Consider the following 23,601-nt stretch of genomic DNA (forward strand, 5'->3'; position numbering starts at 1 on the left):
AGAAAACCTGTTGAGCCGCTTTTGGAGCAGCAGAATGCTAACCCCGATCGGTTCCGGTTTGGCTCTCTTGAAAAGGCGCTCTAGCACGCCCGTATGATACCGAAGAGCAGTGCCTGACGTAACGTCGGCATAACACTTAACAACCCGGTGATGGCGATACAGCTCTAATCCAAGAACTCCGCATCCCAGAAAAGGTACAATTATGTCACCTATGCGGACCGTGCTCGACATCTTCGCGCAGATTTTCCGCAATCTTTGGGCGCATAAGCTGCGCTCGTTTCTTACCATGTTTGGGATCGCGTGGGGCGTGGGATCGCTGCTGCTGCTGGTCGGCGTGGGCGAAGGATTTCGTTCGGGGAATAAGCGCGAGTTGGCCGAGTTCGGCAAAGACATCATGTTTATCTTTCCCGGGCGCGCGCCGGCGGTGAAGGGCAGCATGAATTCTTCGCGGCCTTATCTGCTCACGTACCAGGATTATGTGGACATCCGCACGCAGGCGCCACATGTGCGCAATGCCTGCCCTTTGATTTCACGCGAAGATTTGAAGCAGGTCAGCGAGTTCGCCAGCGCGGGCATCGAGATTCTCGGCGTCGAGCCGCAGCTCAATGAGATCAGTTATCTTCCGATCCTGGATGGGCGCTGGCTGAATGAACTGGATGGAACGCAGCGCCGGCATGTAATCGTGCTCGGGAACCAGTTGATGAAGACTTTGTTTCCGGGCCGCCCGGCGCTGGGCGCGTTCGTCCTGATCAATGGGTTGCGTTTTGAAGTCGTGGGTACCATGCCGCACCTGGGGCGCGGCGACAACACCTGGCTCAATACGCGGGGATACATTCCGTTCCCGGTGATGGCCACGGAGTTTCCCATCAAGGGTGAGAACCACCAGAATTCGATTTCCTGGGTGGAATATCAGCCAACCACAACCGCCGAACACACGCTGGCGGAGGCGGACGTACATAAGATCGTCGCTCGCAATCATGGCTTCGATGTGAGCGATGAAAACGCCTTCGAGGGCTGGGACACGATTAAAGAATCGCAAATGGTGGGAACGATCTTCGACGTGATGAGCGAGTTTCTCGGAGCGGTGGGCATGGTGACGCTGGCGCTGGGGGCGATTGGAGTGATCAACATTATGCTGGTCGCGGTCAGCGAGCGAACGCGGGAAATCGGATTGCGCAAGGCATTAGGCGCGACCAACCGCAGTATCCTGTCGCAATTTTTTCTGGAAGGCTTGCTGCTCACGCTGGGCAGCGGCATGATTGGGATGGCGTTTGCGGCGGGCTTGATGGCGATGATGGGGACGGTGCAGGGGCCGGGCGGATTCGATCCGCCAAAGCTGGTGCCGATGTCGGCCATGCTGGCGATCGGCAGCCTGACTTTGGCCGGAGTTGTGGCAGGGCTGTATCCTGCGCGCAAGGCGGCGATGCTGCCGCCGGTGGAAGCCCTTAGGCAGGAGTAGGAAACTGGCGTCTGGCGTCAGACCTCGGACCTCGAACTTTTGGGTAAAGCGTTTTTGGATCGAGTCAGTATGTTTCGTGATCTGCTTCAGGAAGCTTACGGCGCTATGCAGCACAACCGGCGCCGGACTGCGCTTACCATGCTGGGCATGGCCTGGGGCATCGCTACGGTCGTTATGCTGCTGGCTTATGGCGACGGCTTTGGCAAGGCCTGCACCAACATCTTTGCCAATTTTGGCACGAAGATGGTCATCGTAATACCGAACCGCACGTCGATGCAGGCGGGTGGGCAGAAAGCGGGTTCGCTCGTTCGATTTACCGAGGATGACATCGACACGCTCACTACGAATCTTCCGCAGATCACGCACATCACCCCGGAAGTGATCAAGCAAGCCAGCGTGCAGTACGACACACGGGTTTTCACGTTTCCGGTGAGCGGAAATAATCCGGATGTGCTCGCCATCCGCTCGCTGAAGATGGGGCATGGGCGCTTCTACAACATGGAAGATCAGGTGCAGCGTGCGCGCGTCGCCGTGATTGGTTCGGAAGCGAAGGAGAAACTATTTTCCGGACGCAATGCGATTGGAGAACACATCCGGCTGGACGGCCTCAGCTTTGAAGTGATCGGCATTCTGGCCGGCAAGATGCAAGAGGGGAACGACGACATCAACCGCGTGATCTATGTTCCCTTCACGACCATGAGCGATTTGAAGTCGACGCATTATCTCGACACGATTTGGTTTACCTATCAGACGCCGGAGTACGAAACGCTGGAGCAGACGGTGCGTGGCATTCTAGCGACCGAGCACAAATTCAATCAGAGCGATCGCCAGGCCGTATTCGTTTTTAACATAATGATGCAGGTGCACCAGTTCGAGATTATTACGATGGGATTGAAGATTCTGATGGGCTTTATCGGCACCTTGACGCTGGGCATTGGCGGCGTCGGGCTGATGAACATCATGCTGGTATCGGTGACGCAGCGCACGCGTGAGATTGGCGTGCAAAAAGCGCTGGGCGCGCCGCGGCGGTATATTCTGGCGCAGTTTCTGGCCGAAGCTCTGACGATTACATTTATCGGCGGCGTACTGGGAGTGCTGCTGGCTTACGCTGTTGCTCTTTCAGTCGGACGACTCACGCTGTACAGCGCGTTCGCCAAGAACGCGGAAGCCGGCGATATCCGGCTGATCATCGCGCCGGGAACACTGATCGCCTCAACGCTGATTCTAGGCGCGGTGGGACTGATCAGCGGGATGATTCCGGCGTTTCGCGCGTCGCGGCTCGATCCGATTGAGGCGTTGCGCCACGAATAAGGCGCCGGGAACGCCCCGATGTTTACGGAACTCCAACCCAGCCATGGTTTGCGCCCGCGGAATCGGTGTAGTAGCCAACGACATCGCCTAAACGGTTGATACCGGTCGGCTGGTTGGCCGTGTTCGAAAACGGCAGCGACAGAACGTTGATGGTGCCATCGGTCTCGCGCTCGAACGAAAAATTGCCGCCCGCATCCGAGAAGCCGTAGCCGACGACGACTCCACTGTCGTTGATGGCGGTGCCGTCGGTTCCCGGCGATCCCGCCACTGCGAAGACTTCGTCCGCGCGATGTGCATTTGCAATGAACCCGTAGGTGTCGCCCATGCCGTCGTCGCCCCAGCCGGTGATCTCGCCACTCGTATTGATCGCGGCCGCGTTCGAGTGGGTTCCGCCGTAGACCGGCTCGAAGGTGGTGAAGTGTCCGTTCGCGCTGCGGATGTATACATGGGAGTAATAGCTGCTGTCGACGTACGTGCCGGTTACAGCGCCCGCGTCGTTAATGGCAAATACGAGCGTGGAGCCGGGCACCGACCCAGGCACATCAAAAACGGTGAATCCGCGCGACGCACTCCACAAGAAACCGTGGTAGCCGGTACCATCGTGCTCATATCCGGAAACCAGGCCGTTGCTGTTAACGCCCGAGGGGGAAGTGGTGTCGGCGCCGGTATATGAGAATTCGGTATAAGTTCCTGCGGCATCGCGAAAGAATCCGCACGTACAGGTGGCGCCGAAATAGTATCCGACTGATTCATTGGAGGCGTTGATGGCGCTCACCCAGGTTTGGGCGGCGCCCGGTGCATCCACCGCGATGAACGATCCGCTCTGCTGGCGCAGAAAACCGTGGGAAGCGCCAGTGCTGTAAACGACCGTGCCGCCGATCCAACCGTGCCCATTAATTGCATTTGGGTACGTGCCCTGATTTATTCCGGTGCCGGCGTTCGGTGCGTCGAACGAAATATATTGGCCGGTGACTTGCCCGCTGGCGGCGACCACCAACATCAGAGCGAGAATCACTCCGCAAACGCAGGTTGCGAGTAATCGAACTTTTGGAGTTCGCCGTCTTTGCGTGGGCACGACTGAGTTTTCGAAATTCTGGGTTCCCATGAATCCTCCTTTTGAAGACACCTTTCAGGCGAAATGGCGGTCAACGCGAAAACGCTATGGCTGATTTGCCCGCGGGGGAACGGGGAGGAAGTCAGCAGCGAAGATTGAGAGCCGGAACTCTAGCACTTATCCCGAATCTTAGGAATAATGAAAGAATTTGCATACAGCGGCGGCGAAGAGAATGTTGCAGGAGCGCGTGAATGTCATGCTAATCCGCCGCCGTCGACGACTAGCGCTGCGCCGGTGATCCAACTCGACATCGGACTCGCCAGAAAAAGGACGGCATTGGCGATGTCGCCGGGAGTGCCGATGCGGGCCAGGGGACGATTCGCGGCTTCGCGCATAAACGTCCCCATGTCTTCGCCAAGCTGGGCGCATTCGCTGCGCAGCATGGGAGTCTCCACGTCGCCGGGACACACGCAGTTCACGCGAATATTGTGCTGGCCGTGATCGATGGCCATGGCGCGGGTCAGGTTCACGGCACCTCCTTTGGCGGCGCAGTAGGACGCGGCGCGCGGGCCGCCTTTCAGCGATCATCCGGAACCGATGTTGATGATGCTGCCACCGCGGTCGCGAATCATATGGGGCACGACTTCGCGCGACAGAATATAAATTCCCTTCAGCGTTACATCGAGGGCGAAGTCCCACTCCTCTTCGGTAAGTTCCACAATGTCTTTGCGAATGGCGACGCCGGCGCAGTTGCAGAGAATGTCGATCTTTCCCGTCTTCTTTACAACGGTAGCGACGGCGCGACGGCATTCGGCGGCGCTGCGCACGTCGCAGTTCAGAAAACGCGCTTCGCCTTTTTGGGCTTCGATATCGGCGAGGCTGCCGCGGCCTTTCAAGTCGTCAATGTCGAGCAGGGCGACGAAGGCTCCCATCCCGGCCAGACGGATAGCGATGCCGCGGCCGATGCCGGAGGCGGCGCCAGTGACGATCGCTACCTTGCCTTCGAGGGAGAGCAGTTGAGCGGCGCGGGCTTCCACGCTTTTCGCCGGAGGTTTCTCTGAATCCTTCTCCTGACGAGTCTGCTTCGGACGAATCGTGTTCGCGCGCGCTTTCCTCACGATGCTCCATCCACGGAATCGAGCGCCTTGGCCGCGGCCTCCAGCGTGAACTCGACATCCTGCTCGGTGTGCGCCAGCGTGACGATCGAATGCAGCGACGCCGACGGTGATGCATAAACTCCGCACGGAAATAGCGAGAGCACAAACTTCTGAAAGGCCGCCCGGTCAACGTGCTGGCAGAAGTCGCGATAGTCGCGGATCGCGGGCTGATCGGTGAACATGATCTGAAACATTGGGCCGACATTCTGCACGGCCACGGCGCGGCCTCGCGTGCGGAACAATTCGCGATAGCCAGAGCACAGCTTCTCGGCAATCTTCCATGTGTGGCGAAAGGCGGCGTTGTCATCGCGCGTGAGCACGCGCAGGTTGGCGCGCGCGGCATACATTCCGATGCGCGAGCCGTTGTGCGTGCCATAGTGCAGCACGCCGCCCCACTGGAGCGCGTCCATCACTTCGGCGCGGCCGGCCAGGGCGGCCACCGGCAAGCCGCAGCCCAGGGCTTTGCCGAAGGTCACCAGGTCGGGAGTCAATCTGTAATATTCCTGGCAGCCGCCGGGGGCGATGCGGAATCCGGTGACGGTTTCGTCGAGGATGAATAAAATTCCGTTCGCCTTGGCCAACTTTTGCAGGCTCGGCAAGTATCCTTCCGCCGGCGGGATCACGCCCATGTTGGCCATCACGCCTTCGGTGACGATCGCCGCAATCTGGCCGGGATGATTTTCAATCACGCGTTCAAGCGCAGCCAGATCATTCCAAGGCGCGACAACCGTGTCTTCGAGCGCGTGGCGATTCAGACCCGAGCTGTCCGGAATCTTGATCGGGTCGCTGCGCAATCCCAGAGCTGTCGGGGGCAAAGCATTGGAGCTGACCAGCAGATCGTCGTGCCAGCCGTGATAGTGACCCTCGAACTTCAAGAGTTTTGGTCGCCCGGTGACGCCTCGCGCCAGGCGAATCGCGGCCATCATGGCTTCGGTTCCGGTATTGGCGAAACGCACCCGTTCGGCGTTGCGCACCATGCCTTGCAGCATGTCGGCCACTTCGAGTTCGATGGCAGTTGCGGTTGCGAAGTGCGCGCCGCTGGTTGCGGCTTCGGTGATAGCCTCCACCACTTCGGGATGCGCGTGCCCGAGGGGCAGTGCGCCGAAGGCCATCATCCAGTCGACGTATTCGTTGCCGTCAACGTCGAAGATTCGCGACCCGCGGCCGCGCTGCATAAAGATGGGATACTTGCCGAAATTGGCCGGGCCGCGCGACGACGAACTACTGGCTTCGATCAGCACGCCGACCGTGCGATCGTAAAGCTGCCGAGATTTTTCCGTGCTGAACGTCATCGAACCTCCGCACCGTCGCGCTGGCGTCTCCGCCGGCTATCCCGAGAACTTGCCTGAGCTTGCCGAAGAGGCTCCTTCGCTCTCGCATCCTGGAAGCAAACAGCGCTAGCTATCCTACCTCAGCGAAGCGGTGTCGAGCGCCGACCGTAAGCGTTCTCGGAGACTCGGTGCCTGAAGGTAACTATTACTCTCGCCTCGAAATTCAGCGCAATTTTCTCCACGCTTAAACGTTCTTCTTCTGATGCCCAGCGCCACTCAAACATCCCCCCGCGTAAGAGGCGCATCCCCCATCTATTGGAGTAAAGCTTGAACATCAGCAGTAGTGTTCTGGAACAGTGAGGCTGGAACTATGACGAATTCGAAGCTCGCCGATTTTCCGCAACTCAGACGATTCACTCTGAGACAGCTTTCTTCCTGCATCGTTGTCGTAGTCGCTTCCCTCTGTTGGGGGGCTATATCGCAAGCGCAAGAAAAATCCTCCGAGTCGTTGCACAACGCGGGATGGGTCGTGATTCCCGTCGATGAGTATCGAGTGTTGCGAGCGAAAGCCTACCCGGTCGAGCACGATCCTGAACCGCCGCCACTTGACGCCACGTTGACCCGCGTGGACTACGAGCTGCACATTGTCGGCGATCTGGCTGCCGGGCGAGCCAGCCTTACCGTCGACGTTTTGAGAGATGGATGGGTGCGCGTGCCTGTGCCCACGGGCTTGCTGGTGCGCGAGGCGAGGCTCGACGGTAAGCCGGTATCGCTGGTGGCGGGTGCGCCTGGCAAGGGAGGAACTCATCTTTGCGCGTTGCTTTCGCACGCCGGACGTTTCCAGTTGCTGCTCGATGTGGATGTGCCGGTCACCTCTTCTGCGGGGGACGAAAGCTTGTCGCTGCCATCTTCTGAGTCGGGCGTGACGCGCGCTGCGGTGCTGCTGCCGCGGCAAGGAGTCGACTTGCGAATCGGCGGCGGACTGCTTTCGGAAAAATCAGAAACCGCCAGCGAGACCAAGTGGCTCGCCTACGCACGCGGCAATGAAGCGCTGACTTTCACCTGGCGCAAGAAAACGGAAGATCACCACGTCGAGATGCCGTTGCGGCTGCGGGGATCGCTCACTCAACTGACCAGCCTGGCGGAGGATTCCACCTCGATTTATGCCGAGGCGAAGTTTGACATCGTGCAGGGTGCGGCCCGCGAGGTGCACATTCAACTGCCGGAACAAATCACCATCAATCAGGTGGCGGGCGCCGTGGTGGCCGATTGGGAGATGAAGAACGGCGAACTAGCCGTGACTTTTCTGGAGCCGGTCGAACACAGCGCGCGCTTCGTGATCAGCGGTGAAAGCCGGCTGCCCCGCGATGGCATCATCGACATTCCTTTGCTGCGCCTGCTGAATACAGAGCGTGACGAAGGCGGCGTAGCCGTCGAGGTGCTGGGTGCGGGAGAAATTAAAGGCCAGAAATCGGAAGGGCTGGAGGAGGCCGATGCCACTGACTTGGGCGATACGGTGGCGAGCCGGCAGTCGCCGGCGCTGGTCGCATTTCGCGCGCGGCCAGGCGTGGCGGGTAAGACACGATCGTTGAGCGTGAACATCGCGCGCTATGACCAGCAGGCAGTCTTGATGGCGAACATTGAAGAGGCACGCTATCAAGTTCTGATGAGTACCGATGGCAAGGAACTAGTGCAGGCGCGCTACGCGGTGCGCAACAATCAGAGAAACTTCGTGAAGGTTACGCTGCCCGCGGGCGCAACGGTGTGGAGCGTTGCGCTGGGTGGGAAGCCGGTTCGTCCCGGGCAATCGCCCGACGGCAGCCTGCTGTTGCCTCTGGAAAAATCGCGCGGCGAAGAAGCGCCCGCATTCGCGGTGGAGATTCTGTATCTGACCAAGGCCGCGAAGTGGGACGAGAAGGGCCGGGAGAGAGTCACGCTACCCGCGCTGGATCTTCCCATTTCGCGCACGGGGCTACTGCTCTACTATCCACCGCTGTTTCACGTTACGGCGGAGCCGGGAACGTTTCGCACGCAGGAGTATGTGAATCCGATGTCGGCTGCGCTCATGCCACCGAACCCTGCTATCGGAGGAGGGGTAAGCGTGAATAGCCCGCCGGCTGCGATGCCAAAGGAACTCGATCGTCTGGAAATTCTTGGCAGAGTGCAAAGCGCAGACTCAAACGGCAATTTCCATGGGCTCGGCGACCACAAAGATGCGACCCAGGCTCTGCTCGATTCATTTCGCGCGAAGTCGAACGCGGGAAAAGTGACTGGCATTCTGCCGATCAATGTTTCATTCCCTGCATTCGGGCCGTCGATCTTCCTGGTTTCCGAACTCACCAGCGAGAATCAGTTCCCCGCAGCAGAATTCAATTTTCAGCGCGACAAAAAGGGAGGTGTGCGATGAATTGCAAAACCGTAACAAATAATGCGAGGAAGATCGGGCTGTTCTGCGTAATGTGTTTCTGCTGTTTGTGCGCGGCCTATGCGATGGACGACAAAACCACGCTGCCCTTGCCCGATCCTGGCAATGTCACGCTGACGCTGGACGAGTACAACCGGCTGGTGGAACTGGCGGCCAAGCCGCCTAAGAAATCGGATGCCGCTCCGCTTCCCTTCTCTATGAAACACGCTGACGTGAAATTGCACGTCGAGAACGACGGTGTTCGGGGCACAGTGGAACTCGAAGGCGAAGTGTTTCACAAGGGCGTGAGCAAAGTTCCGCTGACGACCGGCATGACGATTTTCGATGCGCATCAGAACGGCCAGGGAGTTCCATTGCAGCAGGACAATGGCACGCACGCGGCGCTGCTGAATGGGCCGGGAGAGTTTTCGATCGCGCTCGAGGCCGGGCTGCCGTTGCGAATCGAGGCGGGTCGCGCTTCATTCAGTCTGCCGGTGCCCATGGCGGGTAGCGTGCAACTGGCGCTCGTAATTCCGGGCGATCACACGTTCGCGAACATCAACCCCGGTATCATCACGAGCCGGAAATCGGAAAATGGTCATACCGCGATTGAGGCCACACTGGTCCCGGGACAGCCCGCTAACGTCTGGTGGGCCACGCGGGAAACGGTCGTGCAAGCCGCGCCCCGCGAAGTGCGCTTTCTCGCCGACGCAAAAACTCTGATCTCGGTGAGCGAGGCCGAAATGCGGGTCGCCGTGCTGGCTGACATCACTATAGTGCAGGGCGAGCCTTCGCAATTCCAGGTGGAGTTGCCAGCCGGATTCGAGGTGACCGGCGTGACCGGCGCGACGCTCGAATCCAGTGAAACCAATTCGGACGTCTTGACTCTGAGAGTAAATGCTCCCAGCCAACGCAATCACCAGTTTCTGATTTCGATGGAGCGGGCGATCAATGGCGCCAAGGCGGATGCTCCTTTTATTGCCTTCGTAAAAGCGCAGCGTGAAACCGGCGAAGTGCTGATCGAAGGCGCAGGCACGATCGAACTCACCGCGACCGAAGGGGGAGGGCTCAAGCGCATGGATGTGAAAGAAGCGAATCCTTACTTGCGGTCGCTGGCGCATTTTCCGGCGCAGGCGGCATTCCGCTATCACAAGCAAGCCAACGAGACTCCGACGCTGGCTCTGCAGTGGGTGCGGTTTCCGGATGGCGGCGTGCTCGCGGCCGTGGCCGAGAGCGCTGAGGTCACAACGCTCGTTACCTCGGAGGGCAAGTCGCTCACCGAAGTGAAACTGACACTCAAGAATCAGGCGCAGCCATTTTTGAAAGTCGCGTTGCCCGCGGGCGCGAGCATTCTTTCCGCGGACGTTGGAGGCGAGAGGGTCAAGCCGGTGCAGGGGCCGGATGGCAGCCGCGTGCCGCTCTTGCGAGCGGGATTTCGTCCCACCGATTCTTATACCGTTTCGTTCGTGTTCATGCACTCTGGCGCGCCCTTCGCCAAAAAAGGCGGAGCCGACCTCAGCTTGCCAAGCATGGATATTCCGATCAGCTTGCTGACCTGGGAGGTCTTTCTGCCCGAGCAATACAAAGTAAAAGACTTTGGCGGAGATGTAATCGCATCGAATCTGGTACCGCAACCGTTCCGTGAAGAAACTGCGGTTCTTCGCCAGACTGGTGCGGGCGAAGCGAGCTACGCCAACCAGAGAGCGCAAGCCTCGCCCGGGCAAATGGGAGGCCATGTGGTGGATTCGACGGGCGCGGTTGTTCCCAATGCACGCGTCACCATTACTCGCGTAGGCACGGGAGGCACTGTTACAGCATTCACCGATCCCCAGGGGCGATGGGTGATCAATGACCTGCCCTCAGGAACGTACACAGCCAAAGCGGGCATGCCGGGATTCCGCACGAGCCAGTTTAATTTGAATTACGATGCCGGCCTCCCCTCGGACTATAACTTTCCGCTAAGCGTGGCTAACACGGCGGAAACGGTTGAAGTTTTGGGCGAAGCGGCTCAGTTGCAAACCAAGGCCACGGCGATCGGTGGCGCGATCACAGAACAAGAGATTTCCAACGTCGGCTTGAGGGGGCACAACTTTACCCAATTAATAGCGCCTGCTCCGGGGGCTTCTAACCAAACCGGAGCCTCGGCCAACGTCATAAACTTGCAGCGTCGGGTTGCGGGAGTGCTGCCGGTAGCGATCGATGTGCCACGGGCGGGCACCTCGTTCAGCTTTGTCCGTCCGCTGGTTCTGGACGAGGAGACGAAGGTGACTTTCAGCTATAAGAGCAGGTGAACTAAACGAAGTTGTTTTCCGCGAGGAGCCTCGAGTCATGACGAAGGTCCGTATCAGGGCACGCCTTCAGGCGTGCCGCATCGCTGAAGCGGTGCCCTGATACAAATCTCTTTAAAGAATCCTGTTTCAAAGTCGCACTCGGCGAAAAACGCTGCATTTACGCGGTTTTCGCCGATGGCATAGAATGGCTGTTCGCGAGCGCAAGTCATGAGCAATCCTGAGGCGTGGAAAAAGTGGGAAGGGCGCGTCGATACGAAATTTCCGCTGCGGCAATGGCTCGGCGGGTCCGATCATAGCGCCGTCTTTCTTACCGAGAGGCCGGGGCAGTCGCAGAAGGTCGTCATCAAACTGATCTCGGCGGGCCCGGACGCCGACGCTCAACTTGCACGCTGGCGGTCGGCGGCCCAGCTTACTCATCCCCACCTGATGCGAATTTACGAAGCCGGACGTTGCCGACTCGACGGCACGCCGTTGCTTTATCTGGTGATGGAATATGCGGAGGAGGATCTTTCGCAGATTCTTCCGCAGCGTCCACTGGCGACGGCCGAAGTCACCGATATGCTGCCGGCGCTGCTCGATTGCCTTTCCTATCTGCACGGCAAGGGATACGTGCACGGGCGTATCAAGCCGTCGAATGTCCACGCGATCGACGAGCAGTTGAAACTATCAGCCGATCAGATCGTCTCGTTTGCGGAACCGAATCCAGCCACCCGGCGGCGTGATGTTTATGACGCGCCTGAGACCGCGGCGGGAATCATCTCAACTGCGGGCGACATTTGGTCCGTCGGAGTCACGCTGGTTGCCGCGCTTACTCAGAATGTGTCTTTTGATCGCCCGTCTTCTGAGAGCAAGCCTTCACCCGTCGATCCCGATCCGCCGGAAACCGTGCCGCCGCCGTTTCGCGGCATTGCGCGCGAATGCCTGCATCTCGATCCTAAGCGGCGCTGTTCGCTCGCCGAGATTCAGGCGCGGCTCCAGCCTGCGGCCCGCTCGGTACCGGCGGAAACGGAAGTGACAGTAGCCGCTCCGCAGACAACGAATCGCGCTCCGGTAATTGCAGCAGTCGTGGCGGCCGCGCTCGTGATTGGATTGATCGTATTTATCGCTCGCGGCCGGAGCGGGCAAGAACCGGCCCCTACCCTGACCGAACCGACGGGGGCCTCACAACCTCAGGCCCAATCCCCGGGAGCAGCGACGGCTCAGCCTCCGGCCGCGGTGGCTCAACCCGCTCCTGGGCCTGCCAACCCACCGACAACTGCGGCGCACAATCCGGTCGCGCCGACTAAAAGCGCCGTGACCTCCAAAGGCGATGTTGTGCGAAAAGTCCTGCCCGAACCGTCAAGAAGCGCGCGCAATACAATCACCGGCACGGTCAAAGTCGGCGTGCGCGTGGAAGTGGATGCGTCGGGCAAGGTGACGACGGCAAAACTCACTTCCCCGGGCCCCAGCAGATATTTCGCTGGACTGGCACTGAAGGCGGCGGAGAAGTGGGAATTCTCTCCACCGGAAGCTGACGGGAAACCAGCGCCGAGCGCGTGGGCGATTCAGTTTCGCTACACGCGAAGTTCGACGCAAGCCGTGCCGGAACGCATGGTGCGGTAAGTTTGTAGCGCCGGCGTCCCGCCGGCTGTCCGGCGGGCGTCCCCGCCAGCCGGGCTCGGAGCAAGTAGATCCTCAAAACATTTAAGCGTCGCCAGCGCAACAGCTGTGCGGGCGAGGACGCCCGCCGGACAGCCGGCGGGACGGCGGCGCTACTTTCTTGTTTCGTCTCCTTGCCGCAACTTCCACACGATCTGCCGCACCATGCCGAGAAGAAGTTTCGCGTCGTATTCTTCCAATTTAAAACGTAAGACCAGGCCGCGCGCTTTTTTCTCGAACATGGCGTCGGTTCCCGGTTTCACGTAGCCGCTAATGCGCAACGATTCGAGCAGGCATTCCACAATCAGCTCGGTTGCACCCGCGGTTGCCGGTTTCGCTGCCTCGGTCAACGCCGCCGTCGGCGGCGCGCTGCGCGCCAATTCATACAAACAGACTGCGACTGCCTGCCCCAGGTTCATGGAAATATTCTTCCGCCGGGTCGGAATGTTCAGCAGCCAGTGACAGTGGCTGAAGTCTTTGTTGGTGAGGCCGATCTTCTCCGACCCAAACAGCAGCGCCACCGGCTCGGTCTCGAGTTGCTGGCGAATAGCGGCGCCCGCAGCATCATTGAGACGGCGCACCGGTTGCTGCAACACCCGCTGCCGCACTGCCGTGGTCCCGATGACCAGAGAGCAATCGGCAACAGCCTCGGCTACGGTCTTACATTCTTCCGCACTGTGCAGCAGATCTGAAGCGCCGACGGCGGAGCGCGCCTCGCGAAATCCCTCGGCAAAGGGATTCACCAGACGCAACCGGTGTGCGCCGAAGTTGCTCATGGCGCGCGCAGCGGCGCCGATATTCAAAGGATTGCGCGGCCGTACCAGCACGACCACCAGACGATCCAAGGCCGAATCGGTTTCTGAAGGAGGCAAGCGGTCAATTTTACGACAGGTAGCGGGGCGGGAGGAAGGCAGGGCCGATTTCCGGTCCCGCAAATCACCCACGAAATCCCAACTGGTTTTTCCGAGCTTCCTATGCGTGTACGCCCAGCAGCTTTCGGCGCACAGCACCAGCCATTACGAATGCCCCAGTGCCGAACAAGACGAGAGTTGAGGATTCTGGGACACCGGTCCCTACCGTGGTGTCACCACCGGCGATGGTGGTCGAGCCGTTGAAGAAACCCTTGCCGGTATTGATCGTGAGTTGCACACTCACGCCGTTCACATTTGCGCCACCCATCGTCCCGCTTACGACCCCTGTAAGCGTGTAGTTATGGGTGCCATTGGCGAGCGTGGTGAGCGTCCAGGTCACGGAACCGGAAAAGGTTCCCGAAAAGAGCACGCCGTCTGGAAGTCCGCCCGTACCGTTGCCGTCAATCGTGAAGGTTCCTCCACTCGCGAAGGTTCCTCCCATTTGCAGCGATCCACTGGTCAAAGCGCCAGTAGTGAAACCTACAGTGCCGAGATCGCCGGTAACAAGCCCTCCGCCGCCGTATCCTAGGACCGCAGCCAAAGTCGAACCCGTGAGAGATAATCCCGCGCTGGTTCCTGAGAGCGTACCCCCGCTGTTGCTAAAGTCTGTGTCACTAGAGGCAAAACTAATACCAGGAAACGCCAGACACGACAGAAGAAACGCAGGAAGGAGAAACTTGCCGAAGAGGCGCATTGCGAACTCCTTGCACCAAAAGGATCGAGTGTCGAAACTATAGCAACAACGTTTCAAAGCGTAGGGCAAACAACCGATCTCGGTCCATACAGGGATTTCCGTAGGACAGACGCGAAAAAACTATTAGAACGATTCAGGGGTGAACTCATCCAATCGGTACAACCTCTGAGACGCCACGTTTCGGTAGATCTAACGCCCGAGAACACAACCTATGGCAGTCCGATGCTATGCAATAGAGCTTCCGAAACGTCTTTTGACACCGCTGTGAACTTGTAAAAAAAATGTCAAAAAGGCCGTAACCAGGCCGACTTTGCCGTCGAACCGTTGTAAGCTTCAGAGGTCGAGCCGCTTCCGGATATGCGACTGATTGGCCGGACGTTCTCGGCCCGATCACAGGACAATTACTTTTATGGGGAATCTTGCAACGCCGCTCAGTACCGCGAGAGTCGTCAATCCATCGGCCTCATCGCGCCCTGCGGGCCGCATCCTTGTCGTCGAGGACGATCCGGCGGTCCAGAAAGCTCTACGCCGCCTCTTCGAGACCGAGGGCTATACAGTCGAAACCCAATCCGATGGCCGGTCCGCGCTCGACAGTTTTCAGTCTTCGGCTCCGGCGGCGATAGTTCTTGATCTGCGGCTGCCGAAAGTCTCTGGCGGTGACGTTTGTAAAGAGATCAAAGCGCTGGCCCCGACCCTGCCGATTGTCGTGCTCAGCGCTGCAAGCGACGTCTCCGACAAAGTCCTGCTGCTCGAATTAGGCGCTGACGATTACGTTACCAAGCCGTTCAGTCCCCGGGAACTGCTGGCGCGAGTCCGGGCGGCGTTACGCCACACCACACGCACTCCCGAAGCTCAGGTGGTAAGTTTCGACGGCATATCGGCCGACTTCAAGAAAATGGAAGTCAAGCGCGATGGGCAGGTGGTGGTATTAACCGCGCAGGAATTCAAGACCTTTCAGTTTCTGGTGCATAACGCCGATCGCGTCATCAGCCGCGATGAACTGCTGAACGAAGTCTGGGGGTACCAGAATTACCCGTCCACGCGCACGGTTGACAACCACATTCTGAAGTTGCGCCAGAAACTGGAGAAAGACCCGTCGAGCCCGGTGCACTTTCGTACGGTACACGGTATGGGATATAAATTCGTACGCTAATCGCTTTGAACCGCCCTCCCGAATCCGTGTCCCCTTCCGATTCAGCGACCCCGGCCGAATTGCCGCCCGAATCGGGCGTGCTCCTGCCCCGCCTGCGACTGCGTACTCGATTTCTGCTTTCCATGCTGTTGATCACCGCGGCGCTCACCACCACGAGCCTTCTGCTGGTGCAGCGCAGCATTCGCAACAATGCGCGGGAAAGTATCGCAGTCAATTTGCGTAATTCAGTCGCCGCCTTTCAGGATTTTCGCCACGAGCGCGAAACCATGCTGACCAGTGACGTGGCCCTACTGGCCGACCTTCCCATCACCCGCGCGATTATGACCGGTCCCGATCCAGTGACGATTCAGGACGCCTCGCAGCACATCTCGCAAATTGCCGCCAGCGATCTTTTTGTCATGGTCGATCGCAGTGGTCAAGTGGTGGCGCTGCATACCAAGACCCCCGGATTCACCAGAGAGGCGGCAGAAAAATATTTTCAGGAATCCGTCGAGGACGATCGCGGCGAAACCAGCCACTGGTGGCTGGGGGATCATCGCCTCTACCAGACGTTCGTCGAGCCCATTTACCGGGGATCCAGGACAGATGGAACTCTGCTCGGATTTCTCGTCATCGGATACGAGATCAATGACCGCCTGGCAGCTGAAGTCAGCAAAGTAGCGGGCAGCCAGGTCGCGTTCTCCTGCGGAAATGAAATCATAGCCACCACCCTGCCTCCCGAGCAGGCCCATCGCGACGGCATGCGGGATCTGATCGCCGGCTCGGCTCACGAAGATCCACGGGATATTGATATTGGAAGTGAAAGATTTCTGGCGACATCGCTGGTGTTGTCCGGCTCACAAGCGACGCCAGTGCGATTGAGCGTTCTCGGCTCTTACGATCAGGCGACGAAGTTTGTCGATCAGCTCAATCGTTATCTGTTGCTGCTCGGACTGGCCGCGATTCTCATCGGCAGCGGATTGGTATTCGTCATTTCGCACACGTTTACCCGCCCGCTGGGAAATCTTGTGGGCGGCGTCCGCGCGCTCGAAGGCGGAGACTTTCATCACCCTCTCGATTCCCGAGGCGGAGACGAAGTCGCCGAACTCACGCGCGCCTTCGACCGTATGCGCACCAGCCTGCTCAAGAGCCAGCGCGATCTCCTGGAATCGGAACAATTGGCCACCATCGGTCGCATGGCCAGTTCGATTTCGCACGACCTGCGCCATTCTCTCGCCGCCATCGTGGCCAACTCCGAATTCCTATGCGACAGTCACCTGACGCCGGTGCAGCGCGAGGAGTTGTACCAGGAAGTTCGCAGCGGCGTGAACCTGATGACGGACCTGATCGATTCCTTGCTGGAATTCGCGCGCACTCGCGAATCCATGACTCCTGCGTATGCCAATGTTTCGGAGACGATTCAGCGCGCGGTGCTGGCGGTGCGGCTACATCCCCGACACCACAATCGCTCCATCGACGTGTCGTGCGGCGCGCAGGTTTCCGGATGGTTCGATCAGCGCAAGCTGGAACGGGCGCTGTATAACTTATTGCTGAACGCTTGTGAAGCGGCTCCGCCGGCCGGGGGAACGGTGGAAGTCACGGCTGGGGAAATTGCCGGGGCAATCGCGATTTCGGTGGCCGATAATGGTCCCGGCATCGCCGAATCGATTCGTGAGCGTTTGTTTCATCCCTTTGTGAGCTACGGCAAGGAAAACGGCACTGGATTAGGATTGGCGGTAGTACAGAAAATAGTTCAAGATCACGGCGGCGAGATTGTGGTGGAACGAACGCTGCAAGGCCGCACGGTATTTCGAATCGTGCTGCCCGGGCGCCTGCAAGATGCCTTCCGCAGCGCCAACAAATCCGCTGTGGGGGCGCCTGCACTGGTGCCCGCCGGGCGGGAGAATGTCAAACAGAATTCGATTTCTCATCCCGGCCCGTAAGGCACGATTCCCTCATTCGCCGCGTGCCTGACCCAGGATGGCGATGGTGACGGTGTAGGAGGACCCCTGTGAAGAGCTTCGACTTTGAGATTAAGAGTTGTGCGGTTAGCGGAGCCGCATTGGCGGTCGCCGCATTGCTTCTATTCAGCGCTGCTGCAATCGCGCAGGCGCCGGCCGGTATTGCGAGCGATGTTGCGACCGATGCTGCGTCACCAAAGCCCGGCGAGGCCGACAGCGCCCTTCGTGAACTGCAAGACCAGGTTCGTCAACTGCGCGGTCTGGTGGAAGAAATGCGCGCCGAAAACGCCGAGTCCCGGGCCGAGATGCACCAGTTGCGCAGCGATCTGCAATCGACGCGCGCGCTGCTGGAGCATTCCGCGATGCCCGCGGGCGGCGCGAGTGAGAATGCCGCGGTCTCGTCCCCAGACGGAACGCCAGCCGCCGCAGTCCCAGCCAGCGCAGCCGTCGCACAATCTGCGGCCCCGCTCGAAGCGCGGGTTCAAAAACTGGAAGACTCTAGTTCTCTGCTCGGCGCCAAAATCGATGAGCAATATCAGACCAAAGTAGAAAGCGCCTCGAAATATCGCGCCCGCTTGCATGGCATCGTTCTGATGAACGCCTTCCGCAACGTTGGCGGCTCCGACAATCTGGACTTTCCCAGCTATTCCGAATCAGTTCCGGCGGGCTTACCGCAAGCAACTCTGGGCGCGACCTTGCGCCAATCGGAAGTCGGCTTCGAGCTTTTCGGTCCTAACATCGCCGGAGCCAGAACCTCAGCCGATGTCCAATTCGATTTCGCCGGAGGGTTTCCCGCCACCGGCAATGGCGTCAACTTCGGAATCGTCCGGATGCAGACTGCCAGCATGCGGCTCGACTGGGAAAACACTTCTGTGGTTGCGGGACAGGATGCGTTGTTCATCTCGCCGCTCTCGCCTACGTCGTTCGCATCACTGGCGACGCCTGCGTTCGCTTTTGCGGGAAACCTGTGGGGCTGGACGCCGCAACTGCGGGTCGAACATCGCTTCTCGCTCTCCGATCAGCAGACCCTTACCATGCAAGCGGGAGTTCTGGACAATCTTGACTGGGAGCCGCCCTACAATTCCTTTTATCGCACGCCGCAGGCCGGCGAAATGTCAGGCCAGCCCGCCTATGCCTTGCGCTCGGCATGGTCGCGTCCGGTTAATGGACATCCCTTAGCCTTCGGTGTGGCGGGCTACTATGGCCGCCAGAACTGGGCTTGGGGACGTTACGTCGATGCCTATTCCGCAATGGCCGACTGGCAGATTCCAATTCTGCCACGCCTGGGTTTGTCGGGCGAGTTTTATCGCGGCCGCGGCATTGGCGGACTCGGCGGCGCGATTGGGGCCTCGATCGTATGGGGTGGCAATCCAGCTTTGCCTTATAGTCCGATTCGCGGTCTTGACACCGCCGGTGGATGGAGCCAATTGAAGTTCCAGTTGACTCCGAAGCTGGAGTTCAATGGCGTCATCGCCGAAGACGATGCCTTTGCCGGCGACGTCCGCGGCTTCGCTACCGATCGGAATAATTTTGGGGAAATTCTAGGACGGAATCGCGGCGCTCTGGGAAATGTCGTCTTTCGTCCGCGATCCGATCTGATACTTTCCGCCGAGTTCCGGCGCTTGCACACTTTTCCGATCTACGACGTCCCCAGCGCGACCAATCAATTGAATCTATCCGTAGGGATTTTGTTTTGAACATTTGCTCAAATCATCGTACCGCATTGTTTATCGCAAAATTGTTGATCGCGCTTCTAATGACAACAATCTGCGCATCCGGTCAGCAACAACCGTTGAAGGCGCACGTAGTATTAACCAGGAACGGCCGCCATGTGCCCAACGCCTCGAAAGCAGTAGTCTGGCTCACTCCGGTGGGTGAGACAGTCGAACCGCCGCAGCAGGACCCGGCGCACATTCCGCAATTGGTGCAGAAGAATAAGAGCTTTCAGCCCTCCCTGCTGGTGATCCCGGCGGGAGGCAAAGTGGAATTTCCCAATCACGATCCGTTCTTTCACAATGTGTTTTCCCTGTTCGAGGGCAAGCGCTTCGATCTTGGACTCTATGAGAGCGGCACGACGCGCTTTGTGCAGTTCGACAAGCCCGGCGTGTCGTTCATCTTCTGCAACATTCATGCCGAGATGAGCGCGGTGGTCATTGCCCTGGCCACGCCCTACTATGCGATCTCCGATGTGCATGGAGACCTCAGCATTCCCAATGTCCCGCCGGGCCGCTATGAACTTCAGGTGTTTCATTCTTCGGTCGCGCCCGAGGTTCTGCACACAATGACCCGGGAGATTACGGTAGCGCCAGGTGACATCTCGCTCGGCAGTTTCACTTTGGCCGAGACCGACGGTATGCTCGCCCACAAAAACAAATACGGGCGTGATTACGACCGTCCGGACCCGAACAGTCCCGCGTACGCGAGACCCTGAGGTCACGCTTATGTAGGAAAAGTCCCGCATTCTCGGCAACCCAGCCCTCGAGTCTCGATATGCAAATAGCCCGTCAATGACTGCAATAATGGCGATTTATCGACACTTAACCACTGGGAACGCAGACTGTCATATACACCGATTCTCCGAAAGCATTCAGCTTCCTAGCAAAATTGAGGCAACATGAACGATCCACTAAAGAAGGGGCAATATTCCGAAGCGCAAGATCAAGACATGCGTGCGGCACTAGATCAGCATTGGGCGGCGTCCGATACTGACGATTTTGAAGCGGAGCACCGAATCTACCACGAGGACGCTGTGCTGGAATACCCGCAGTCAGGCGAGCGAATCCGCGGTCGTCGCAATATACAGATCCAGCGCGCTACTCAACCGAGTAAAAAGCGCTTTGCTGTCCGGCGAATCATTGGCGGCGGTGATCTTTGGATCACCGAATTCATCCTGACCTATGACGGCAAGCCCTCCTACACGGTAAGCATCATGGAGTTCAAGGACGACAAGGTTGCGCGGGAAACACAATACTTTGCTGATCCCTTCGAGGCCCCCGCATGGCGCGCTCAATGGGTCGAACGGATGGATAGGTAATCTCGAAGCGGGGGAATTTCGCTAACTACTCCCAACCAACGGTAGTGGTGCAGTTTGAATTTCAAACTGCACCACTACCCAACCAACTGGCGTATTGACAGGCGATTCAGCCCGGCGGATAATTCCAGCGCTCTGCTACCAAAGTCTCCCCCCGAGCAATTCCCAGGGTAGGCCATCCCGACTGTACAGGAGAACATCGTGAAAACAGCGTTAGCTGCTGCCAGGTCCCTCGTCGTGGTCTTCTCGGCCCTCGTTCTGCTCTCTAACCTCAGCCTGACGGCGCAGGCTCAAAGCGCTACGCAAAACACCGTGCCGCGGCTGGTCAGGTTCTCGGGAACCGCCAGCGATCTCAATGGAAACCCGATGACCGGAGCGGTGGGGATTACCTTCTTGCTGTACGCCGAGCAGACGGGCGGGGCTCCGCTGTGGCTCGAAACTCAGAATGTGCAGGCCGACGCCAACGGTCACTACTCCGTGCTTCTCGGTTCCGCCAAACCCGACGGCCTGCCCGCGGAACTTTTCACCTCTGAGCAGGCGCGATGGGTCGGAGTGCAAATTTCAGGGCAGAACGAGCGAACACGCTTTCTGTTGGTGAGCGCGCCGTACGCGTTGAAAGCTGGTGACGCGGAGACCATCGGCGGCCTGCCACCGTCCGCCTTCATGCTGGCGCCGTCGACCAGTGGCGCTACCTCGGTGAGCAGTTCGATCACTGGAACCAACGCTGCGCGTCCGGGCAGCACTTCCGGCGTGCTGACGAATCTTCCAGCGCTCGGCGGCAGTGGGACCACGAACTTTGTGCCTCTCTGGACCAGCAGCTCAACTCTCGGGAACTCGGTCCTGTTTCAATCTGTCGGCAAGTTCGTGGGGGTCAACACTACCAGCCCGCAGGCCCAGTTAGACTCCGTGTCCACATCCAAGTGGGCCGTTCGCGGCCTCGCGCAAGGGTCGACCAAAGGAGTGGTGGGAGTGTTAGGACTCGCCCAGTCCCCGAGTGCCGCGAACATCGGGGTGCAGGGCGTGACGAACAGCGCGACGGGCGTAGGCGGCGATTTTGAGAACATGAGCCCGACCGGCGGGGACATCCTGCATGCTGAGGCATCCGGCGGAACGCGCGTTCTCACCCTCAACACCGGTTCAGGAACCACTGGAACGCCGGTCCTCACCGTTACGGCCGGTGAACTTTACCCGAATTACGTGCCGAGCACAAGCGATGCCGTGGTAGGTACCGGCGGAAATCTCGGCCCCACGAGCGGTGCCGGAGGAGTTTTCACAGGGGGACAAAACCTTAACTTCATCTCGCCGGGATTTGGCGTCGTCGCCAACGGCGGCGATAACGATGACTCGCTCACGGTATCCGGCGACGGCATCCTGGCGGCTCCGGGTAATGACTGCTGCGGCGGCGGGACCGGTCTCGCCGGCAATTTCCTGGGTGACATACAGACGGAAGGAACCAACAACAGCAGCTCCAGCGCCTTCAAGATCGACCACCCGCTGGACCCTGCCAGCAAGTACCTCTACCACTCCTCCGTCGAGTCCCCTGACATGAAGAACATCTATGACGGGGTCGTCCGGCTGAATGACAGGGGAGAAGCCACGGTCGCCCTGCCGGAGTATTTCGGCACGCTCAACGGCGACTTCCGCTACCAGTTGACCTCCATCGGCGCTCCCGGGCCCAATCTCTACGTCGCCGAAGAACTCGTCAACAACCAGTTCAAGATCGCCGGTGGAGCGCCCGGCGCAAAGGTATCCTGGCAAGTCACAGGCATCCGCCAGGATGCCTGGGCCAACGCCCACCGCATCCAGCCCGAGGTCGCCAAGCCGCCAATCGAACGCGGCTACTATCTGCATCCCGAACTATTCGGCGCGTCTGAGGAGCGCTCTGTGAACTGGGCCCGTCACCCCAGAGAAATGCAGCGCCGCAAGGAAATGCGCCATCACGCCGGGATCGCGCCTACAAAACAGGTCCGGTAGCCGAGGCAGCTTCGCACTCGCGTAGAGAAGTGCCGCTACAGGAAAGGGACTCACCACCGTCGCTTTATGGGTGTAACGGCGATCTATCGCGCAGCATCGGCAACGAGCTTAAGACTGCTTGGAACTATGGGCTGAGCAGGAAGCCGTGGGCGGTAGTGTAGACACTGGCTTGATAGTAGCCCGTAATCGCTCCCTCTAAGTTGATGCTGAAAGGGAAAACGAAGTTCACGGCGGGCGAACCGAAGTCTGCAAAGCTGCCGTCGGGACGTCGGACGAAACCGTGACCGACCCCACGCAGGTCAACGTAGAAGCCCGTGATGTATCCCGCATCGTTGATGCTGCCTGGAACAACACCGTCATTGTTCTTTACCGGCTCGAATTTGGTGATCGTGCCGTCAGCGGCGCGCAGGAATCCGGTGGGCTCGTTGAAGGGACCGTACTGCCCGGTGATCTCGCCTGAGGAGTTGATGCTGGCGGGTTGAGTGTCCTGACCAGCCTCCACGTCGAATGTGGTCAGAGTGCCGCCCGGGGAACGCACAAAGCCGTGATCCAACTGATCGGAGCCGAGGTAAAAACCTGTGATCTCCCCTGCTGAGTTGATGCTGACGGGGCGGGTGGAAGTCGAACCCACAGGATCGAAACTGGTTATGGTCCCATCGGGAGCGCGCAGGAAACCGTGAGACACGTGATTCACATCGCTGTAATAACCTGTAACCGCATCGCCCGAATTTACGCTTTGGGGCGTGGTCGAGATCGAACCGGGCGGATCGAACGCAATGAAGCGCCCGTTGGGAGCACGCAGGAAGCCATGAAAGATGTGTCCGGCAAAAAAGTATCCTGCAATCGATCCTCCGGAGTTGATGCTCCAGGCATAGGTGGCCGTCGAGCGCGGCGCGTCGATGACCGTGAAGCTGCCATCAGATGACCGCAAAAAGCCGTGAATCGCGCTTCCATCAGAGTAGTATCCCGCCACGGAGCGGCCAGCGTTGATGCTAAGAGGAACAGTCTGGCGAGAACCCGGAGGATCGAAGCTGGTGAGTGTCCCCTCCTGAGCGAGCGCGCAGAGACTTAGCAGCAGCATGCTTAAGGCTGAACACAGGCTGAGGACTGGGTTCCGATTAACTATCCGAGATGCACGGGCCAGCGCATATCGAGTCGCGATCATCGTGAGACTCCTTGATGGAATCACAGAATTTTCGGGGTATACGATGCGCTTTTCTCGCGAAAGGTAGGGCTCGACTATCGTCTAACGGGACCTTGGCGTTCAAAACCTCCTGTCCTGGGTCACTCAGCGTTATCGCGATTCTGCGGGC

At 59.1% G+C, this 23,601-nt stretch carries 16 protein-coding genes and 1 pseudogene; 11 read left to right on the forward strand and 6 right to left on the reverse strand.

Features of this window, described 5'->3' with window-relative positions; genetic code table 11:
- Window positions 1-202: 202 nt before the first annotated feature.
- Both VGM18_08150 and VGM18_08155 read left to right on the forward strand, forming a co-directional pair.
- Window positions 203-1,459 carry an ABC transporter permease gene (locus tag VGM18_08150; protein HEY3972962.1) on the forward strand — a complete coding sequence of 419 codons (1,257 nt, stop codon included), beginning with the start codon at window positions 203-205 and terminating at the stop codon, window positions 1,457-1,459.
- 69 nt (window positions 1,460-1,528) lie between these two features.
- Window positions 1,529-2,770 carry an ABC transporter permease gene (locus tag VGM18_08155; protein HEY3972963.1) on the forward strand — a complete coding sequence of 414 codons (1,242 nt, stop codon included), beginning with the start codon at window positions 1,529-1,531 and terminating at the stop codon, window positions 2,768-2,770.
- A gap of 22 nt (window positions 2,771-2,792) precedes the next feature.
- On the opposite strand, the gene VGM18_08160 is transcribed toward VGM18_08155, so the two are convergent.
- The 3 genes and pseudogenes from VGM18_08160 to VGM18_08170 all read right to left on the reverse strand — a co-directional run bounded on the left by VGM18_08160 (window position 2,793) and on the right by VGM18_08170 (window position 6,273).
- Window positions 2,793-3,875: a hypothetical protein gene (locus VGM18_08160; GenBank protein HEY3972964.1), complete on the reverse strand. Its 1,083-nt coding sequence runs from the start codon at window positions 3,873-3,875 to the stop codon at window positions 2,793-2,795.
- Window positions 3,876-4,078: 203 nt separating this feature from the next.
- A pseudogene (locus VGM18_08165) lies at window positions 4,079-4,942 on the reverse strand (SDR family oxidoreductase).
- Window positions 4,939-6,273 (reverse strand): aspartate aminotransferase family protein, encoded by a 1,335-nt coding sequence (locus VGM18_08170; protein ID HEY3972965.1) that lies wholly within the window; start codon window positions 6,271-6,273, stop codon window positions 4,939-4,941. The pseudogene VGM18_08165 and the gene VGM18_08170 overlap by 4 nt, the downstream one beginning before the upstream one ends.
- 349 nt (window positions 6,274-6,622) lie before the next feature.
- On the opposite strand from VGM18_08170, the gene VGM18_08175 reads away from it, so the two are divergent.
- From VGM18_08175 to VGM18_08185, 3 genes are all read left to right on the forward strand, one after another.
- Complete coding sequence (locus tag VGM18_08175) at window positions 6,623-8,659, forward strand: hypothetical protein (protein HEY3972966.1); 2,037 nt, start codon at window positions 6,623-6,625, stop codon at window positions 8,657-8,659.
- Window positions 8,656-10,947, forward strand: a complete 2,292-nt coding sequence (locus tag VGM18_08180) for a carboxypeptidase-like regulatory domain-containing protein (GenBank protein HEY3972967.1) — start codon at window positions 8,656-8,658, stop codon at window positions 10,945-10,947. The genes VGM18_08175 and VGM18_08180 overlap by 4 nt, the downstream gene beginning before the upstream one ends.
- Window positions 10,948-11,154: 207 nt before the next feature.
- Entirely contained in the window at window positions 11,155-12,549 is a 1,395-nt protein-coding gene (locus tag VGM18_08185; protein ID HEY3972968.1) for a TonB family protein, read from the forward strand.
- A gap of 149 nt (window positions 12,550-12,698) precedes the next feature.
- Here VGM18_08185 and VGM18_08190 read toward each other — a convergent pair whose 3' ends face one another.
- Together VGM18_08190 and VGM18_08195 are read right to left on the reverse strand one after the other, a co-directional pair.
- Window positions 12,699-13,457: a TrmH family RNA methyltransferase gene (locus tag VGM18_08190; GenBank protein ID HEY3972969.1), complete on the reverse strand. Its 759-nt coding sequence runs from the start codon at window positions 13,455-13,457 to the stop codon at window positions 12,699-12,701.
- 100 nt (window positions 13,458-13,557) lie between these two features.
- Window positions 13,558-14,037 carry a PEP-CTERM sorting domain-containing protein gene (locus VGM18_08195; protein ID HEY3972970.1) on the reverse strand — a complete coding sequence of 160 codons (480 nt, stop codon included), beginning with the start codon at window positions 14,035-14,037 and terminating at the stop codon, window positions 13,558-13,560.
- 562 nt (window positions 14,038-14,599) lie between these two features.
- Here VGM18_08195 and VGM18_08200 point away from each other — a divergent pair.
- The 6 genes from VGM18_08200 (at window position 14,600) to VGM18_08225 (ending at window position 22,288) form a co-directional block, all read left to right on the forward strand.
- Window positions 14,600-15,343 (forward strand): response regulator transcription factor, encoded by a 744-nt coding sequence (locus VGM18_08200; protein HEY3972971.1) that lies wholly within the window; start codon window positions 14,600-14,602, stop codon window positions 15,341-15,343.
- A 26-nt stretch (window positions 15,344-15,369) separates the two neighbouring features.
- On the forward strand, window positions 15,370-17,265 hold the full coding sequence (locus VGM18_08205) for a HAMP domain-containing sensor histidine kinase (protein ID HEY3972972.1): 1,896 nt from the start codon (window positions 15,370-15,372) through the stop codon (window positions 17,263-17,265).
- Between the two features lie 68 nt (window positions 17,266-17,333).
- Window positions 17,334-18,980 carry a bZIP transcription factor gene (locus VGM18_08210; protein HEY3972973.1) on the forward strand — a complete coding sequence of 549 codons (1,647 nt, stop codon included), beginning with the start codon at window positions 17,334-17,336 and terminating at the stop codon, window positions 18,978-18,980.
- A 59-nt stretch (window positions 18,981-19,039) separates the two neighbouring features.
- Complete coding sequence (locus VGM18_08215) at window positions 19,040-19,714, forward strand: carboxypeptidase regulatory-like domain-containing protein (protein HEY3972974.1); 675 nt, start codon at window positions 19,040-19,042, stop codon at window positions 19,712-19,714.
- 183 nt (window positions 19,715-19,897) lie between these two features.
- Window positions 19,898-20,317, forward strand: a complete 420-nt coding sequence (locus VGM18_08220; GenBank protein ID HEY3972975.1) for a nuclear transport factor 2 family protein — start codon at window positions 19,898-19,900, stop codon at window positions 20,315-20,317.
- 198 nt (window positions 20,318-20,515) lie between these two features.
- On the forward strand, window positions 20,516-22,288 hold the full coding sequence (locus VGM18_08225; GenBank protein HEY3972976.1) for a hypothetical protein: 1,773 nt from the start codon (window positions 20,516-20,518) through the stop codon (window positions 22,286-22,288).
- A 124-nt stretch (window positions 22,289-22,412) separates the two neighbouring features.
- Here the strand turns inward: VGM18_08225 and VGM18_08230 are convergent, their stop codons facing one another.
- Entirely contained in the window at window positions 22,413-23,369 is a 957-nt protein-coding gene (locus tag VGM18_08230) for a hypothetical protein (GenBank protein HEY3972977.1), read from the reverse strand.
- Between the last annotated feature and the right edge of the window lie 232 nt (window positions 23,370-23,601).

Source organism: Candidatus Sulfotelmatobacter sp. (assembly GCA_036500765.1).
Classification (GTDB): domain Bacteria; phylum Acidobacteriota; class Terriglobia; order Terriglobales; family Acidobacteriaceae; genus Sulfotelmatobacter.

What these genes read in the sequence shown, in the direction of transcription:
- VGM18_08150 (HEY3972962.1), top strand. Translation starts at nt 203, where the DNA reads ATGTCACCTATGCGGACCGTGCTCGACATCTTCGCGCAGATTTTCCGC.
- VGM18_08155 (HEY3972963.1), top strand. Translation starts at nt 1,529, where the DNA reads ATGTTTCGTGATCTGCTTCAGGAAGCTTACGGCGCTATGCAGCACAAC.
- VGM18_08160 (HEY3972964.1), bottom strand. Translation starts at nt 3,875, where the DNA reads ATGGGAACCCAGAATTTCGAAAACTCAGTCGTGCCCACGCAAAGACGG.
- VGM18_08170 (HEY3972965.1), bottom strand. Translation starts at nt 6,273, where the DNA reads ATGACGTTCAGCACGGAAAAATCTCGGCAGCTTTACGATCGCACGGTC.
- VGM18_08175 (HEY3972966.1), top strand. Translation starts at nt 6,623, where the DNA reads ATGACGAATTCGAAGCTCGCCGATTTTCCGCAACTCAGACGATTCACT.
- VGM18_08180 (HEY3972967.1), top strand. Translation starts at nt 8,656, where the DNA reads ATGAATTGCAAAACCGTAACAAATAATGCGAGGAAGATCGGGCTGTTC.
- VGM18_08185 (HEY3972968.1), top strand. Translation starts at nt 11,155, where the DNA reads ATGAGCAATCCTGAGGCGTGGAAAAAGTGGGAAGGGCGCGTCGATACG.
- VGM18_08200 (HEY3972971.1), top strand. Translation starts at nt 14,600, where the DNA reads ATGGGGAATCTTGCAACGCCGCTCAGTACCGCGAGAGTCGTCAATCCA.
- VGM18_08215 (HEY3972974.1), top strand. Translation starts at nt 19,040, where the DNA reads ATGACAACAATCTGCGCATCCGGTCAGCAACAACCGTTGAAGGCGCAC.
- VGM18_08220 (HEY3972975.1), top strand. Translation starts at nt 19,898, where the DNA reads ATGAACGATCCACTAAAGAAGGGGCAATATTCCGAAGCGCAAGATCAA.
- VGM18_08230 (HEY3972977.1), bottom strand. Translation starts at nt 23,369, where the DNA reads ATGCTGCTGCTAAGTCTCTGCGCGCTCGCTCAGGAGGGGACACTCACC.